Source organism: Vibrio cidicii (assembly GCF_009665415.1).
Taxonomy (GTDB): domain Bacteria; phylum Pseudomonadota; class Gammaproteobacteria; order Enterobacterales; family Vibrionaceae; genus Vibrio; species Vibrio cidicii.
Genome location: NZ_CP035921.1, coordinates 2,459,227 through 2,475,315 on the forward strand (window position 1 = coordinate 2,459,227; position 16,089 = coordinate 2,475,315).

Consider the following 16,089-nt stretch of genomic DNA (forward strand, 5'->3'; position numbering starts at 1 on the left):
AAGGCTTGCGCTCTAACAATTAAAAAGGTGCGATTTTCGCACCTTTTCTGCTTGTGAATTGCCGATTAGATTGCTAAAACAACCACTCTTATCTTAATTTGTGTTTCATTTCAGAAGACATCATGACTACGAATCAACAAAGCAGCGCAGCATTCCAGGCAAAAACGGTCGTTGTTAAGCTGGGCACCAGTGTGTTAACCGGTGGGACATTGGCACTTGACCGAGCTCATATGGTTGAGCTGGCTCGCCAGTGTGCAGAACTCAAAAAGCAAGGCCATTCGGTGGTCGTTGTTTCGTCAGGGGCAATTGCTGCCGGGCGAGAGCACTTAGGTTACCCGGCGCTACCCAATGCGATGGCGAGCAAGCAGCTGCTGGCGGCTGTTGGGCAAAGCCAGTTGATTCAGACGTGGGAATCGTTGTTCGCCATCTACGGAATAAAAATCGGGCAGATGCTGCTCACTCGTGCGGATCTAGAAGATCGCGAGCGTTTTCTTAACGCGCGTGACACCATCAATGCCTTGGTCGAAAACGACATCATTCCGGTGGTCAACGAAAATGATGCCGTCGCCACCAGCGAAATCAAAGTCGGCGACAACGACAACCTTTCTGCCTTAGTCGGTATCTTATGCGGTGCAGATAAGCTTTTGCTGCTCACCGATCAAAAAGGGCTGTTTACGGCCGACCCGCGCAAAGATCCCAATGCGGAGCTGATCAAAGAAGTGAAAACCATCGATGACACGTTACGTAAAATCGCGGGTGGGAGTGGTACCACGCTTGGCACTGGTGGCATGGCGACCAAACTGCAAGCGGCCGATATTGCTCGCCGAGCAGGTATTGAAGTCATCATCGCTGCTGGCCGCGCAGAAAACGTGATTTTTGATTCACTGGGCGATACGCCGCAAGGCACCCGCTTTTTGCCATGCGAAGAGGCATTGGAAAACCGCAAACGCTGGATCTTAGCCGGCCCTGCTGCTTCAGGTGACATCGTCATCGACGGCGGCGCGGTGAAAGCGGTGCTGGAAAAAGGCAGCAGTCTGCTGGCGAAAGGGGTTACTAAGGTGTTGGGCGAGTTTTCTCGCGGTGAAGTGGTCCGCATCACTAATGAACAAGGCCAGCTGATCGCTCGTGGTATTGCCAGCTATTCGCACCAAGATATGGCAAAGATCGCAGGGAAACACAGTAAAGACATCATCTCTATTTTGGGCTACGACTATGGTTCAGAAGTGATTCACCGTGATGACATGGTAGTGATTCAAGAATAGTCGGCAACAGCAAAGAGGATTTCAGGTGGAATTGACCAACTTAGGCAAAGCGGCAAAAGAGGCCGCTTTTCAACTCGCGACCGCCTCCACGGCGCAGAAAAACCGCGCATTGGCGCTGATTGCCGATGAGCTTGAGGCTAACGCCGCGGATATTTTAGCAGCGAATGCAAAAGACATTGAACTGGGGCGTCAGGCGGGTTTAAGCGACGCTATGCTGGATCGTCTGCTTCTTAATGAGCAGCGCTTGCATGGCATCGCTAACGATGTACGTAACGTCATCAGCCTTGCTGATCCAGTCGGTAGTGAGATTGATAGTAAAGTGTTGGAAAACGGCATGCAGCTTTCTCGCCGCCGCGTGCCATTAGGGGTGGTTGGCGTTATTTATGAAGCGCGCCCGAATGTGACGATTGATATCGCGGCGCTGTGTCTGAAAACGGGTAATGCCAGCATTCTACGTGGTGGGAAAGAGACGTTCTTCTCCAACATGGAACTGGTGAATGTAATTCAATCGGCACTGGCCAAAGCCAAGCTGCCAGCCGCATCGGTGCAGTATATTGAAAAGCCTGATCGCGAGTTGGTCAATCAACTGCTGAAAATGGATGAGTACGTGGACATGATCATTCCACGCGGCGGTGCTGGTCTGCACAAAATGTGCAAAGAGAACAGCACCATTCCGGTCATCATCGGTGGTTTTGGCATCAGCCATATTTTTGTTGATGAGAGCGCAAACCTAGAAAAATCACTCGATGTCGTTGAAAACGCCAAAGTGCAGCGCCCATCGGCGTGTAACTCGCTGGACACGCTGTTAGTCCACCAGCAGGTTGCAGCCGAGTTCCTGCCTATGTTGGTGGCGCGTTTGAATGACAAAGTGACGTTTGTCGCAGAGCCACAAGCGAAAGCGTTGATGGGAAGTGCTGACCATCTGCGCGATGCACAAGAGGGCGATTTTGACACGGAATGGCTAAGCTACACACTGGGTGTGAAAGTGGTGGCGGATGTGGCCCAAGCGATTGAACACATGCGTGAGCACAATGCCAGCCATTCGGATGCGATCATGACCAACAGTTTGGAAAATGCTGAGCGCTTTATTAACTCAGTGGATTCGGCGGCGGTGTACGTCAACGCGTCTACCCGTTTTACCGATGGCGCGCAATTTGGCCTTGGCGCTGAAGTGGCCGTGTCAACGCAAAAACTGCACGCCCGTGGCCCGATGGGGTTGGAAGAGCTCACCAGCTACAAATGGGTCGGCAAAGCCAATTACCTGCCACGCAGTTAACATAACCTGCGAATATCAGCGCGAAAGGGGCCATCATGGCCCCTTTTTGTTTTATTCGTTTAGGCAATTCCGCTACACTAGCTCACATTTCATCACTCGAATTAGGCTGAATAAAACAAGCGAAAAGTCCATTTTTGCTCCTCGAGTGTTGACTGGCTTATCCATTATTGGGAGGTGATATGCATTGTCCCTTTTGTTCCGAAAACGACACCAAAGTGATCGACTCTCGTTTGGTGGCCGACGGGCATCAAGTTCGTCGTCGTCGTCAATGTTTAGCGTGTAATGAACGCTTTACCACATTTGAAACCGCTGAATTGCTGATGCCGAAAGTGATCAAGTCCAACGGCAATCGTGAACCATTCAATGAAGACAAAATGGTCGGTGGCATCCAGCGTGCACTAGAAAAACGCCCAGTCAGCGCTGATGCGATTGAACTGGCGATCAGCATGATCAAATCTAAGCTCAGAGCGACTGGTGAGCGGGAAGTGCCGAGTAAAATGATTGGTAACTTAGTCATGGAGCAGCTCAAACATCTCGATAAAGTGGCTTACATCCGTTTTGCCTCTGTCTACCGTAGCTTTGAAGATATTCGCGAGTTTGGCGAAGAGATCGCGAGGTTAGAAGATTAGCCATGAACCCATCCCCATTTACCGCTTTTGATTACCAAATGATGACTCGGGCAATTGCCCTTGCCAAACGGGGCATCTATACCACTGCGCCAAACCCGAATGTCGGTTGTGTGTTGGTGCGTGATGGAGAAATTGTCGGCGAAGGTTATCACGCACGAGCTGGCGAGCCGCATGCGGAAGTGCATGCACTGCGCATGGCGGGCGAAAAAGCACGCGGCGCAACGGCGTATGTGACCTTAGAGCCTTGTTCTCACTATGGCCGTACTCCACCGTGCGCTGAAGGCCTGACTAAGGCGGGCGTAGCGAAAGTGATTGGTGCGATGCAAGATCCCAATCCGCAAGTGGCCGGACGCGGTTTTCAAATGCTGCGAGATGCCGGTATTGACGTGCACGTCGGCCTCATGGAAGCTGAAGCCGTCGCTCTCAACCCTGCTTTTATTAAGCGCATGCAAACGGGTATGCCGTTTGTGCAGCTGAAAATGGCGGCATCTTTAGATGGGCAAAGTGCGCTTAGCAACGGTCAGAGCCAGTGGATCACCTCCGCGAATGCCCGTCGTGACGTACAACGGTTTCGCGCCAAAGCGGGAGCGATTTTATCGACCAGCAAAACCGTGATTGAAGATAACGCCTCACTCAATGTGCGTTGGTCTGAGCTGCCCGCTTCAGTGCAAGCGCACTATGAAGAAAGTGACCTGCGCCAGCCTGTGCGAGTGATTTTGGATCGTCAGTCGCAACTCACTTCTTCGCTCAAGCTTTTCCAAACGCCTGGGGAACGAGTGATCGTCAGCCCACTTGGCGATCTTGCCCCAGAGTTTGATGAGCAAGGCAGTCTGGATCTGACTCGTACGCTGCAAAGCCTCACCCACAAATTCAACGTCAATCATGTCTGGGTTGAAGCCGGGGCCACTTTGGCTGGGGCTCTGCTCAGCAAAGGTTTGGTTGATGAGTTGATTGTCTACCTAGCCCCTAAGTTAATGGGCAGTGATGGTCGCGGGCTGATTGGCGCACTTGGTCTGAGCGATATGGCGCAAGTGATGGATTTAACCATTAAAGACGTACGCATGGTCGGCCCTGATATCCGTATCATCGCGACTCCCAAAGAGAAAGAAAATTAAATGTTTACAGGAATTATCGAAGCCGTAGGCACGCTGACGGCGATCACTCCGCGCGGCGAAGACATCAGTGTGACGGTGCAAACCGGTAAGCTGGATATGTCGGATGTGAAGTTAGGCGACAGTATTGCCACCAATGGCGTTTGTCTGACCGTGATTGATTTTGGCCCGAACTATTACAGCGCTGATCTCTCCTTGGAGACGCTGAAAAAAACCGGTTTTGCGCATTATCAGGTAGGCTCCAAAGTCAATTTAGAGAAAGCCATGTTGCCAACCACTCGTTTTGGTGGACACATCGTTTCGGGGCATGTTGATGGCGTCGGGGAAATTGTTGAGCGCAATCAGGTTGGCCGGGCGATCGAGTTCTGGGTACAGATGCCAGTAGAGATAAGCAAATACGTCGCCGAAAAAGGCTCGATTACGGTTGATGGCATCAGTCTTACGGTCAATGACCTGCGTAAAAACGCCTTTAAGCTGACGATCGTACCGCATACGGGCGAAGAGACGACCATCAATGATTTTCACGTTGGGCGCAAAGTGAATCTGGAAGTGGATGTACTAGCGCGCTACATGGAGCGTCTGTTGCAAGGAAATCAGGCGCAAGAGGCACCTGAATCTCGCCTTACGATGGCGTTTCTGCAACAGAATGGTTTTGCTTAGTTCACAGAACGTTAGCACGCTTATTGACACATTGAGACGATAATTCAGACTACACAGAATGTAACGCTCTGTACTTAAATGACAGGAAAGAGACTATGCCGATCAGCACTCCACAGGAAATTATCGACGATATTCGTTTGGGGAAAATGGTTATCCTCATGGATGACGAAGACCGTGAAAACGAAGGCGACCTGATCATGGCCGCAGAACACATTTCGCCTGAGGCGATTAATTTTATGGCGACCCACGGGCGCGGCCTGATTTGTCTGACCATGACCAAAGAGCGCTGCAAGCGTCTTGGCTTGCCACCAATGGTGCAGGACAATAATGCCCAGTACACCACCAATTTTACCGTCTCGATTGAAGCGGCCGAAGGGGTGACCACCGGGATTTCTGCTGCTGATCGCGCGCGTACCGTACAAGCTGCGGTAGCCAAAGAAGCGAAAGCGGCGGATCTGGTTCAGCCGGGGCACATTTTTCCTCTCGCGGCGCAAGATGGTGGCGTGTTAACTCGCGCAGGTCATACCGAAGCGGGATGTGATTTGGCGCGCCTTGCCGGGTTGGAGCCTGCCTCCGTGATTGTCGAGATCCTCAATGATGACGGCACCATGGCGCGTCGCCCAGATTTAGAACTGTTTGCTGAAAAGCATGGTTTGAAGCTCGGCACCATCGCTGACCTTATCGAGTATCGCAACAACACCGAAACCACCATCGAGCGTGTCGCACAGTGCCAACTGCCGACGGAATACGGCGAATTTACGTTGGTGACTTATCGCGACATCATCGACCAGCAGATCCATTTTGCTCTGTGCAAAGGCGATTTAAAACAAAACACACCATTGGTGCGCGTGCATTTGCAAGACACCTTTACCGATCTATTGCGCAGTGACCGCAATGCTGAGCGCAGCTGGACGCTCGATAAAGCGATGGCCCGTATCGGCCAAGAGGGTGGAGTGTTGGTTATTCTTGGCAACGAAGAGTCGCCAGAGCTTTTGATCCACCGCGTGAAAATGTTTGAAGCGCAAGATAAAGACGATGCGCCGAAGCTGGCGAAAAAGCAGGGAACATCACGCCGTGTTGGGGTTGGCTCTCAAATTCTGGCCGATCTTGGGGTGCATGACATGCGTCTGCTCTCCTCATCAAATAAGAAGTACCATGCGCTGGGCGGCTTTGGCCTCAACGTGGTTGAGTACGTGTGTGAATAGCCAACTGACGTTCGTGTGACCGATAAGAGAAACGCAGCCCACGATTGGCTGCGTTTTTTTACCTGAGTTTTTCCTTCTAACGGACTAAAACCGGCAGATAACAGCCCCGCTGGCAGGATAATCGGCGGCGAAATACCATTAGATATTGCTCACAAATTTGTGCTAGAATCCGGCGATTCTCACTTGATGAACATAGTTAAAGGAAGGCTTATGAAAGTGATCGAGGGTGGCTTCCCCGCGCCAAACGCAAAAATTGCTATCGTTATTTCTCGTTTCAACAGTTTTATTAACGAAAGTTTATTGTCTGGTGCCATCGATACTTTAAAGCGTCACGGACAAGTTAGCGATGACAACATCACTGTCGTACGTTGCCCCGGTGCAGTTGAACTTCCTCTGGTTGCTCAACGTGTTGCTAAAACTGGCAAGTATGATGCGATTGTTTCTCTGGGCACAGTTATCCGTGGTGGCACGCCGCATTTTGACTATGTTTGTAGTGAAATGAATAAAGGTCTGGCACAAGTGTCGATGGAATTTAGCATTCCAGTCGCATTTGGTGTCTTGACTGTTGATACGATCGATCAAGCTATTGAACGCGCAGGAACCAAGGCTGGTAACAAAGGTGCAGAGGCTGCACTGAGCGCGCTTGAGATGATCAACGTTCTTTCTGAAATCGATTCCTAATGGGGGCCAGTGTGAAACCAGCCGCACGTCGTAATGCACGTCAATTCGCTTTACAAGCAATTTACTCATGGCAAATTACTAAAGAAAATGTTGCCACAATCGAAGAGCAATTTTTGTCAGGTGAAAAGTACGATGAAGAAGAACATCGCGCTGCTGAGCCTGCCTTGGCTGCTCCTGAAACTGACGTTGCATACTTCCGTGACTTGTTGACCGGTGTTGTATTGAGTCACGCGGAACTGGATAGCAAGATTCGTCCTTACGTTTCACGCCCTATGCAGGATCTGGATATGATGGAGCTGGCATTGCTCCGTCTGGCAATGTACGAAATGACGCGTCGTGAAGATGTTCCTTACAAAGTGGTCATCAACGAAGCGATTGAACTAGCGAAAGTGTTTGCGGCAGAAGATAGCCACAAATTCGTCAACGGTGTGCTGGATAAAGCCGCACCGCATGTTCGCAAAAAGTAACAAGCGTTCTACAGAAAAGGTCAGCACTCGCTGACCTTTTTTATACAAAGGAAAGGATTTTGATCTCAGGCGAATTTAATCTGATTGAAAAATACTTCGTTGGCCGTCAGGCACAACGTAAAGATGTTTACCTTGCCGCTGGAGACGACTGCGCTCTGGTAAAACCGCTCGCCAATGTGCAACTCGCTATCAGCACCGATACTCTAGTTTGTGGTACCCATTTTTTACCCGAAGCCGATCCGGCTTGGGTGGCGCACAAGGCGCTGGCGTCGAATATCAGTGATTTGGCGGCCATGGGCGCGACACCTGCGTGGGTCTCTTTGGCGTTAACCATGCCAGAACCAGACGAAACTTGGCTTGCGCCTTTTTGTGATGCGTTCTTCAAGCTAGCCGACTATTTTGGCATCCAGCTCATTGGCGGTGATACCACCAAAGGGCCATTGAGTTTAACCCTGACGGTGCAAGGTTATGTTCCTGAAGGAAAAGCGCTCAAGCGCAGTGGCGCGAAACCGGGGGACTACGTGTTTGTGACGGGCACTTTGGGCGATGCCAAAGCGGGCCTTGATGTGATTCTCAATAGCGCGCAGCGCAGCCGCCCTGCGGCTTTGGCGCTGGAGAAGGCGCATTACTTGAGTATGCCGCGCATTTTGGCCGGACAAGCCTTGGTGGGGCTGGCATCGGCGGCGATTGATATTTCCGATGGTCTGGTTGCGGATCTGGGCCATATTCTGCAGCGCTCAGGTGTTGGTGTGAGCATTGACGTCTCAAAACTGCCTATCTCCCCTGAGCTGCTTTCATTTCTCGATGATCGAGAAACAGCGCAGCAATATGCGCTCACCAGTGGCGAAGAGTACGAGCTCTGTTTCACCGTCCCAGAAGAGAGTCGCGGCTCGTTAGAAAGTTCACTGGCGCATGTTGGTTGCAAAGTGACCTGCATTGGACAAATTCGCCCGCAAGGCTTTTTTGAACTGCATGACAACGGCACTAAGTTGGATTGGCAACTGAGCGGTTTTGACCACTTTAAGGGGCAAAGTAAATGAGTAACCCGTTGGCGAAGCTCTCATTGAGTAATCCTTGGCATTTGCTGGCCACCGGTTTTGGTAGTGGTTTGTCACCAGTAGTACCCGGTACCATGGGGACGCTGGCTTCCGTGCCCTTTTTCCTTCTGCTGGCTTACCTGCCATTGCCCATCTATCTATTGGTTGTACTGCTAGCGTGTGTGGTGGGGATAAAAATCTGTCAAGTGACCTCGGCGGATATGGGCGTGCACGATCACGGTTCGATAGTGTGGGATGAATTTGCCGGGTTTTGGATCACTATGCTGATTGTGCCAGCGCTCAATATTCCGTTGAGTGAATGGCAATGGTTGGTGAGCGGTTTTGTGCTGTTTCGCTTTTTCGACATGGTTAAGCCGTGGCCGATTGGCTGGCTGGATAAACGAGTGCATGGCGGCTTAGGGATTATGCTCGATGACATTGTGGCGGGCGTAATGTCAGCGGTTGCTCTCTACTTGGTGGGATACTACGCAGGCTGGCTAAGTTAAGCGGCGTTATAGATGGCAATGTGAGTGTTGGAAAACAAAAAGGGTTGGCAAATTGAGCCAACCCTTTTTCATTGCTAGGAGCGAACTATTTGGCCAGATAAGACAAAATCGCCTGCTCAATACCAATGGCATCTAGTCCTAGCTCTTGATGCAGCTCTTCTTGGGTCCCTTGAGGAATAAACTTATCCGGCAGACCAAGATTGAGTACAGGTTTGATGAGTTTTTCCTGCATCAAAAATTCCACGACACCGGCACCAGCTCCGCCAGCGATGGCATTTTCTTCCACGGTGACAATCACATCGTGTGTGGCAACCAGTTGGCGGATCAGCGCTTCATCAAGTGGTTTCACAAAACGCATGTCTGCGACGGTCGCGTTAAGAATATCGGCCGCTTGGAGGGCATTTTCTAAGAAGGTACCGAAGCTGAGAATCGCCACTTTCTCACCCGTTCGGATGAGGCGGCCTTTGCCAATTTCGAGGGCGGTAAACGCCTCTTCAATCGGTGTGCCCATGCCACTGCCGCGAGGATAACGTACCGCGCTCGGACCGTTATGCTGGTGGCCAGTGTAAAGCATTTGGCGGCATTCGTTCTCATCACTTGGCGCCATGATCACCATGTTGGGAATGCAGCGCAGGTAACTTAAGTCAAATGCACCTTGGTGAGTTTGACCATCGGCCCCGACCAATCCCGCGCGATCGATAGCAAACATCACTGGCAAGTTCATAATGGCCACATCGTGAATCAGCTGATCATAACCGCGTTGCAAGAAGGTCGAATAGATGGCGACGATAGGCTTGTATCCGCCAATTGCCATGCCGGTTGCCAGCGTCACAGCGTGCTGTTCGGCAATCGCCACATCGAAATATTGCTCTGGGTACTCTTTGGAGAAACGCACCATGCCAGAGCCTTCACGCATGGCCGGAGTGATCGCCATTAACTTGGGATCTTGCGCCGCCATATCACAAAGGAAATCACCGAAGATATTCGAAAAGCTCGGCTTGCCGCCGCTGCTTTTGGGCAAACAGGTGCGGGCGGGATCAAACTTAGGTACGCCGTGATAACCGATCGGATCTTTCTCAGCTGGCTCGTAGCCCTTGCCTTTTTTGGTCATCACATGCAAAAACTGTGGGCCTTTCAGCTCACGCATGTTTTTCAGTGTTTTCACCAGTTCCGTGACGTCATGGCCGTCAATCGGGCCGATGTAGTTAAAGCCCAACTCTTCAAACAGCGTGCCCGGCACAACCATGCCTTTGAGGTGTTCTTCGGTGCGGCGCACCAACTCCTTAATTGGTGGCACGCCAGAGAGGACCTTCTTACCGCCTTCACGAATGGAGGTGTAAAAATTGCCAGACAGGAGACGCGCTAGATGGTTGTTGAGCGCACCGACATTTTCGGAAATCGACATCTCATTGTCATTGAGGATCACTAACATATCCGCGTGCACATCACCTGCGTGGTTCATCGCTTCAAAAGCCATGCCCGCGGTAATGGCGCCATCGCCAATTACGCTCACGACTTTGCGATTCTGCCCCTCTTTTTCCGCGCAGATGGCCATTCCCAACGCAGCGCTGATGGAGGTGGAAGAGTGGCCGACAGACAGAGTGTCGTACTCACTCTCTTCGCGCCAAGGAAACGGATGCAAACCGCCTTTTTGTCGAATCGTGGACATTTGCTCACGGCGGCCGGTAAGAATTTTGTGCGGATAGGCTTGGTGGCCCACATCCCAGATCAACTGATCAAAGGGTGTGTTGTAGACGTAATGCAGAGCGACTGTGAGTTCGACTGTGCCAAGGCCAGAGGCTAAGTGGCCGCTTGATTGACTGACGGAGTTAAGCAGATAGGTACGCAGCTCATCACACAGCGTTGGCAGTGTCTCTTTAGGGAGCAGACGCAGCTCCTGAGGATCTTCTGCCAGTGCGAGTGTTGGGTACTTTGAAATATCAAGAGTCATAAATATGCGCGCTTATAGTTTAGTTCTTGCGCTCGACGACGTATCGGGCGAACTCTTCGAGTAATTGGGTATTGTATGGGATTGCATCCAAAGCTTGAAGTGCTTCCTGTAACAGAGTGTGAGCTTTCTCAATAGCGCCGTCTAAACCAAGCAACGCAGGATAGGTACTTTTATTGAGCTCTTGGTCGGAACCTTGTGGTTTTCCGAGCGTTTCGGTGTCACTGATGATGTCCAAAATGTCATCTTGTACTTGAAACGCGAGGCCAACGGCGGCGGCGTATTGGTCTAGTTGCGGCAGAATGTCACGCCCTTTTTCTCCCGCTGCGAGCGCGCCAAGTCGAACTGCGCAGCGCATCAGAGCGCCAGTTTTATTGCGATGGATCTCTTCCAGCTCTTCTAGGCTGACCAAGCGGTTTTCCGCAGCCAGATCGAGCGCTTGTCCAACACACATGCCTTGAGCGCCGGAGGCTTCAGCGAGTGCTTGAACCATACGTACGCGCTGTGACTCGCCTTGTGCAGACAAGCTCCCTTCAGCAAGAATGGAGAAGGCCAGAGTTTGCAGCGCGTCGCCGGTGAGAATGGCGGTCGCTTCGTCAAACTTAATATGGCAGGTTGGCTGGCCGCGGCGCAGCTCATCGTCGTCCATGGCCGGGAGATCATCATGGATCAGAGAATAGGCATGAATACACTCAATGGCGCAAGCGGGCGTATCAAGATCTTGTGGCGTGCAGCCGAGCATCTCGCCAGTAATGTAAACCAGAAAAGGGCGAGCACGTTTGCCACCCAGAACGAGACCGTACCGCATCGCTTGGATCAGCGCCTGATTTTGGTGCGGCAAACCGTCCAACCAATGATTGAGTTGCTCATTATTGCGCTTTTGATACGACGTCAATACGTCAACCATGGAATTATTCATGCAAAAAATTACTCTGACGGAATAGTGAAATCGCTCAGCGGCGCTTGTTCATCTTCGCTAAGAAGAATGCTGACACGTTGTTCTGCTTCGCTGAGTTTCGCTTGGCTCGCTCTGGCGAGCGCGATCCCACGCTCAAATTTTTTCAGCGCATCGTCTAAGGTCAAATCACCGTTTTCCAGTTGATCTACCAAACCGTCCAGCTCTTCGATGGTTGCCTCGAAGGACATATTTTCTGGTTTCTTCGTCGCCATACTGTTTCTGCCTTGTAAAGAATGCCCGAAAGTTACCTTAGCGTGCTTGCTTGGTCAAATTTAAGCAGGGAAATTTATCTGAAATTGAGGGCAACTATTATAGAGGAATCGAGCGAGAACAAAAACAAGCTTCCACTCCTAGGGTCTGTTGACCTTTTTAGATGATTTTTGCAGCAGTTTGTGGGTTCTTTGTGCAAGGCAGAGGCTTTGAATTGTAGGGGCCTACATGATAAGCCGATAACGCAGCAAAAAGGAGCCACAAACGCTGCCCGAAGGGTTCAGCTAAAAGCGTTTTACTCTTTGTTGAGAGGTGTTTTGCTTAGAATGACTAGGCTACAAACCTCTCGCCGCGATTAAAACGCTTTTATCTCGAACAAAATTTAACCGTAAAAGGTCAACAGACCCTAACAAATGGCAGTAAACTTGCCCAAGCCAATGGCAGTAAATGGGCTATCGTCGTACACTTGCTTTAGTCGTGAAGCGTGGTGGTTGACGGAGATTTTGCCGCTGACCGCCTTTTTTGTGATTCAATAGCCAAGTTTTTACTAAAAGAAGCTTACTCGTTGTCGATAAAAGAAATAATCTGTTTTTTCCCGCAGCAGTAAAAACATAAATAGCATGAGGAGTGCTTTGTGGATTTAGCAACCCTTTTAGGTTTGATTGGTGGCCTTGCGTTCGTTGTCATGGCGATGATTCTTGGCGGCAGCATCATGATGTTCGTCGATGTGACCTCCATTCTGATTGTTGTCGGTGGATCGGTCTTTGTTGTGTTAATGAAGTTCACAATGGGGCAATTTTTCGGCGCGGCCAAAATCGCTGGCAAAGCATTTATGTTTAAGGCCGATGAGCCGGAGGATTTGATTGCCAAAATTGTTGAAATGGCAGACGCGGCGCGAAAAGGCGGTTTCCTCGCGTTGGAAGAGATGGAGATCTCCAACAGTTTTATGCAAAAAGGAATCGATTTGCTCGTGGATGGTCATGATGCCGATGTGGTCCGAGCTGCATTACAAAAAGACATAGCGCTGACCGATGAACGTCACACCCAAGGAACGGGGGTATTTCGCGCCTTCGGTGACGTTGCTCCTGCGATGGGCATGATCGGTACACTGGTTGGCTTGGTGGCGATGCTATCTAACATGGATGACCCTAAGTCCATCGGCCCTGCGATGGCGGTTGCGCTTTTAACGACCTTGTACGGAGCAATCTTGTCTAACATGGTGTTTTTCCCTATTGCTGACAAATTGGCGCTGCGCCGTGACCAAGAGACGCTCAATCGCCGCCTGATTATGGACGGTGTGCTCGCGATTCAAGATGGGCAAAACCCACGAGTGATTGACGGTTATCTGAAAAATTATCTCAATGAGAGTAAGCGCGCTCTCGACATTAACGAGTAATCACGGGAGTGAGTGATGGACGATGAAGAGAAGTGTAAATGTCCCCCTCCCGGCTTGCCATTGTGGATGGGAACATTCGCTGACTTGATGTCATTGCTGATGTGTTTCTTCGTGTTGCTGCTGTCGTTTTCTGAGATGGATGTGCTCAAGTTTAAGCAGATCGCAGGTTCGATGAAATTTGCATTTGGGGTACAAAACCGCCTTGAGGTGAAAGACATTCCCAAAGGCACCAGCATTATTGCTCAAGAGTTTCGCCCCGGGCGACCCGAGCCAACGCCGATTGACGTCATCATGCAGCAGACGATCGATATTACCCAACAGACGTTAGAGTTTCACGATGGTGAATCGGATCGCGCGGGCGGTACGAAGCGCGATGAAGGAAAACTGACCGGCGGTCAGTCACCGGAAACTTCGACGCAAAGCAATCAAAATACCCAGGAAGAGCGCCAGCAGCAGCAAGCCGAGTCCATGTCGCAAGAGATGGAAACGGTGATGGAAAGCATTAAGAAAGCACTGCAGCGAGAGATAGAGCAGGGCGCGATCGAGCTAGAGAACCTTGGCCAGCAAATTGTCATTCGTATGCGGGAAAAAGGCGCCTTCCCTGAAGGGTCTGCATTCTTGCAACCCAAGTTTCGTCCGTTGGTAAGGCAAATTGCCGAGTTGGTGAAAGATGTGCCGGGCATTGTGCGCATCTCCGGCCATACCGACAGTTTGCAGTTGGATTCGGAACTTTACCGTTCGAACTGGGATCTCTCCGCGCAGCGTGCGGTGTCGGTGGCGCAAGAGATGGAAAAGGTGCGTGGCTTCTCCCATCAACGCTTGCGTGTGCGGGGAATGGCAGATACTGAGCCATTGGTTGCCAACGATACTGACGAAAACCGAGCGAAGAACCGTCGGGTAGAGATCAGCATCATGCAAGGGGAGCCACTCTATAGCGATGAAATACCAGCGGTTCCTCAATAACCACCAGTGATCACCAAGGCGAGCAGTAATGCTCGCCTTTTTTATGGGTATAATTCGTGTATAATCTTGCGCCCTAACGCCGACACCTTCGCAGCAACGCGGGTGTTATTTGATAGTCAACAGATTGCGAATCGAACTATGAAATTTATTGTAAAGCCCCATCCAGAAATTTTTGTAAAGAGTGAATCGGTACGTAAGCGCTTTACCAAGATTCTTGAGAGCAACATCCGCATCATTATTCAGAATCGCACTGAATCTGTGGCTGTATTTAACCGTCGCGACCACATCGAAGTGGCCGCGAACAGCGACCAATATCGTCAGCAAGTGTTGGAAATTCTCACCAGCACGCCGGGTATCCAACAGATATTGGAAGTGCAGCAATCTGACTTTAACGACTTGCATCATATCTATGAGCAGGTGTTGGAGCTCAATCGCGAGCGCATCGAAAACAAAACTTTTGTGGTGCGCGCTAAGCGCCGTGGCAAACACGATTTCACTTCGATTGAACTTGAGCGTTATGTCGGTGGTGGTTTAAACCAAGCCGTTGCGAGCGCATCGGTCAAACTGCACAACCCAGAAGTGACCATCAAAGTTGAAGTGATCGACGATAAGCTCAATCAGATCCTCGCGCATTACAAAGGGCTGGGCGGTTTCCCTCTCGGCACTCAGGAAGATGTTCTCAGCCTGATCTCTGGCGGTTTCGACTCAGGTGTCTCGAGTTATCTGCACATCAAGCGCGGCTCAAAAGTGCATTACTGCTTCTTCAATCTCGGCGGTCCGGCTCATGAGATTGGCGTGAAGCAAGTCGCTCACTACCTGTGGAACAAATACGGATCTTCGGCCAAGGTGCGTTTTATCTCGGTCGATTTTGAGCCTGTGGTGGGCGAAATCCTAGAGAAAGTCGAAGATGGTCAGATGGGGGTGGTACTCAAGCGTATGTTTATGCGCGCAGCGGGCATGGTTGCGGAGAAATTTGACATTCAAGCATTGGTGACGGGGGAAGCGCTGGGGCAGGTGTCGAGCCAAACCCTGACCAACTTGCGTCATATCGATAACGTGACCGACCGTTTGATTTTGCGCCCTCTGATTAACTGGGACAAAGATGAGATCATCAAAGTAGCTCGTGACATTGGCACCGAAGATTTTGCCAAGACCATGCCTGAGTACTGTGGTGTGATCTCAAAAAAACCGACCGTTAAAGCGGTGAAAGAGAAGCTAGAAGCAGAAGAAGCCAACTTCGATTTTGCGATTCTCGAGCAAGTGGTGCGCAATGCTCGTCAGATGGATATTCGCGACATTGCCAAAGAATCTCAACAGGCTGCGCCGGAAGTTGAGCAAGTTCAAGCGATTGAAGAACATGCCGTTGTGCTTGATATCCGCAGTCCGGATGAAGAGGATGATAACCCTCTGGAAATCGAAGGTATCGAGGTTAAGCACATTCCGTTTTACAAGCTCAGCACTCAGTTTGGTGATTTAGACCAATCGAAAACCTACCTGCTCTATTGTGCGCGTGGGGTGATGAGCCGTTTGCAAGCGCTGTATTTGCAAGAACAAGGCTTTAACAACGTGAAAGTGTATCGCCCATAGTTCGCCGAGAATCTATCAAAGCCCATGAAATCCGAGTGTTGTCACTCGGATTTTTTATTGCCTGTGGTTTTTATTACCTGTCAGTTTTAACAGGGTAAAAGGTGTTTTCGACAGATAAAAAAACACCGCCTAATATAGGCGGTGTAACAAATTTGACAGACAGGTCAAAAATAAATACAGGAAGTATCTGTT

General features: G+C 50.6%; 16 protein-coding genes. 13 read left to right on the top strand and 3 right to left on the bottom strand.

Annotated features, from left to right (window positions below; translation table 11 throughout):
- The first annotated feature begins 122 nt into the window (after positions 1-122).
- The 10 genes from proB (at position 123) to pgpA (ending at position 8,835) form a co-directional block, all read left to right on the top strand.
- On the top strand, positions 123-1,262 hold the full coding sequence (gene proB, locus EWA64_RS12285) for a glutamate 5-kinase (RefSeq protein ID WP_061893665.1): 1,140 nt from the start codon (positions 123-125) through the stop codon (positions 1,260-1,262).
- Positions 1,263-1,287: 25 nt separating this feature from the next.
- Positions 1,288-2,538, top strand: coding sequence for a glutamate-5-semialdehyde dehydrogenase (locus EWA64_RS12290; protein WP_039442446.1), 1,251 nt, complete (start codon positions 1,288-1,290; stop codon positions 2,536-2,538).
- 179 nt (positions 2,539-2,717) lie between these two features.
- Positions 2,718-3,167 carry a transcriptional regulator NrdR gene (gene nrdR / locus EWA64_RS12295; RefSeq protein ID WP_011149678.1) on the top strand — a complete coding sequence of 150 codons (450 nt, stop codon included), beginning with the start codon at positions 2,718-2,720 and terminating at the stop codon, positions 3,165-3,167.
- 2 nt (positions 3,168-3,169) lie between these two features.
- Positions 3,170-4,282 (top strand): bifunctional diaminohydroxyphosphoribosylaminopyrimidine deaminase/5-amino-6-(5-phosphoribosylamino)uracil reductase RibD, encoded by a 1,113-nt coding sequence (gene ribD, locus EWA64_RS12300; protein WP_061893666.1) that lies wholly within the window; start codon positions 3,170-3,172, stop codon positions 4,280-4,282.
- Entirely contained in the window at positions 4,283-4,939 is a 657-nt protein-coding gene (locus tag EWA64_RS12305) for a riboflavin synthase (RefSeq protein WP_061893667.1), read from the top strand.
- A 95-nt stretch (positions 4,940-5,034) separates the two neighbouring features.
- Positions 5,035-6,144, top strand: a complete 1,110-nt coding sequence (ribBA, locus tag EWA64_RS12310) for a bifunctional 3,4-dihydroxy-2-butanone-4-phosphate synthase/GTP cyclohydrolase II (RefSeq protein ID WP_039424424.1) — start codon at positions 5,035-5,037, stop codon at positions 6,142-6,144.
- Positions 6,145-6,354: 210 nt separating this feature from the next.
- Positions 6,355-6,825 (top strand): 6,7-dimethyl-8-ribityllumazine synthase, encoded by a 471-nt coding sequence (gene ribH, locus EWA64_RS12315; protein WP_039424426.1) that lies wholly within the window; start codon positions 6,355-6,357, stop codon positions 6,823-6,825.
- Positions 6,825-7,292 (top strand): transcription antitermination factor NusB, encoded by a 468-nt coding sequence (nusB, locus tag EWA64_RS12320; RefSeq protein WP_039424429.1) that lies wholly within the window; start codon positions 6,825-6,827, stop codon positions 7,290-7,292. Before ribH ends, nusB begins: the two co-directional genes overlap by 1 nt.
- A gap of 62 nt (positions 7,293-7,354) precedes the next feature.
- Positions 7,355-8,332, top strand: coding sequence for a thiamine-phosphate kinase (thiL, locus tag EWA64_RS12325; protein WP_039428751.1), 978 nt, complete (start codon positions 7,355-7,357; stop codon positions 8,330-8,332).
- The gene (pgpA, locus tag EWA64_RS12330) at positions 8,329-8,835 is read left to right on the top strand and encodes a phosphatidylglycerophosphatase A (protein WP_039434132.1); all 507 of its coding nucleotides are present in this window, start codon (positions 8,329-8,331) and stop codon (positions 8,833-8,835) included. Before thiL ends, pgpA begins: the two co-directional genes overlap by 4 nt.
- A gap of 85 nt (positions 8,836-8,920) precedes the next feature.
- Here the strand turns inward: pgpA and dxs are convergent, their stop codons facing one another.
- The 3 genes from dxs to xseB are packed head-to-tail and all read right to left on the bottom strand — an operon-like array spanning position 8,921 to position 11,953.
- A complete protein-coding gene (gene dxs / locus EWA64_RS12335) occupies positions 8,921-10,786 on the bottom strand; it encodes a 1-deoxy-D-xylulose-5-phosphate synthase (RefSeq protein ID WP_061893668.1) in 1,866 nt (621 codons plus the stop codon).
- A 19-nt stretch (positions 10,787-10,805) separates the two neighbouring features.
- Complete coding sequence (gene ispA, locus EWA64_RS12340; protein ID WP_061893669.1) at positions 10,806-11,690, bottom strand: (2E,6E)-farnesyl diphosphate synthase; 885 nt, start codon at positions 11,688-11,690, stop codon at positions 10,806-10,808.
- Between the two features lie 20 nt (positions 11,691-11,710).
- Positions 11,711-11,953, bottom strand: a complete 243-nt coding sequence (gene xseB, locus EWA64_RS12345; RefSeq protein WP_061893670.1) for an exodeoxyribonuclease VII small subunit — start codon at positions 11,951-11,953, stop codon at positions 11,711-11,713.
- A 632-nt stretch (positions 11,954-12,585) separates the two neighbouring features.
- Here xseB and pomA point away from each other — a divergent pair.
- The 3 genes from pomA (at position 12,586) to thiI (ending at position 15,897) form a co-directional block, all read left to right on the top strand.
- Positions 12,586-13,347, top strand: coding sequence for a flagellar motor protein PomA (gene pomA / locus EWA64_RS12350; RefSeq protein WP_039424439.1), 762 nt, complete (start codon positions 12,586-12,588; stop codon positions 13,345-13,347).
- A 15-nt stretch (positions 13,348-13,362) separates the two neighbouring features.
- Positions 13,363-14,310: a flagellar motor protein MotB gene (locus EWA64_RS12355; RefSeq protein WP_061893671.1), complete on the top strand. Its 948-nt coding sequence runs from the start codon at positions 13,363-13,365 to the stop codon at positions 14,308-14,310.
- A 138-nt stretch (positions 14,311-14,448) separates the two neighbouring features.
- Positions 14,449-15,897 carry a tRNA uracil 4-sulfurtransferase ThiI gene (gene thiI / locus EWA64_RS12360; protein WP_061893672.1) on the top strand — a complete coding sequence of 483 codons (1,449 nt, stop codon included), beginning with the start codon at positions 14,449-14,451 and terminating at the stop codon, positions 15,895-15,897.
- Positions 15,898-16,089: the final 192 nt, after the last annotated feature.

Coding starts and splice junctions, on each gene's coding strand:
- ribD (WP_061893666.1), top strand. CDS start 3,170: ATGAACCCATCCCCATTTACCGCTTTTGATTACCAAATGATGACTCGG.
- ispA (WP_061893669.1), bottom strand. CDS start 11,690: ATGGTTGACGTATTGACGTCGTATCAAAAGCGCAATAATGAGCAACTC.
- nrdR (WP_011149678.1), top strand. CDS start 2,718: ATGCATTGTCCCTTTTGTTCCGAAAACGACACCAAAGTGATCGACTCT.
- ribBA (WP_039424424.1), top strand. CDS start 5,035: ATGCCGATCAGCACTCCACAGGAAATTATCGACGATATTCGTTTGGGG.
- nusB (WP_039424429.1), top strand. CDS start 6,825: ATGGGGGCCAGTGTGAAACCAGCCGCACGTCGTAATGCACGTCAATTC.
- dxs (WP_061893668.1), bottom strand. CDS start 10,786: ATGACTCTTGATATTTCAAAGTACCCAACACTCGCACTGGCAGAAGAT.
- proB (WP_061893665.1), top strand. CDS start 123: ATGACTACGAATCAACAAAGCAGCGCAGCATTCCAGGCAAAAACGGTC.
- pgpA (WP_039434132.1), top strand. CDS start 8,329: ATGAGTAACCCGTTGGCGAAGCTCTCATTGAGTAATCCTTGGCATTTG.
- ribH (WP_039424426.1), top strand. CDS start 6,355: ATGAAAGTGATCGAGGGTGGCTTCCCCGCGCCAAACGCAAAAATTGCT.
- EWA64_RS12305 (WP_061893667.1), top strand. CDS start 4,283: ATGTTTACAGGAATTATCGAAGCCGTAGGCACGCTGACGGCGATCACT.
- xseB (WP_061893670.1), bottom strand. CDS start 11,953: ATGGCGACGAAGAAACCAGAAAATATGTCCTTCGAGGCAACCATCGAA.
- EWA64_RS12355 (WP_061893671.1), top strand. CDS start 13,363: ATGGACGATGAAGAGAAGTGTAAATGTCCCCCTCCCGGCTTGCCATTG.
- thiI (WP_061893672.1), top strand. CDS start 14,449: ATGAAATTTATTGTAAAGCCCCATCCAGAAATTTTTGTAAAGAGTGAA.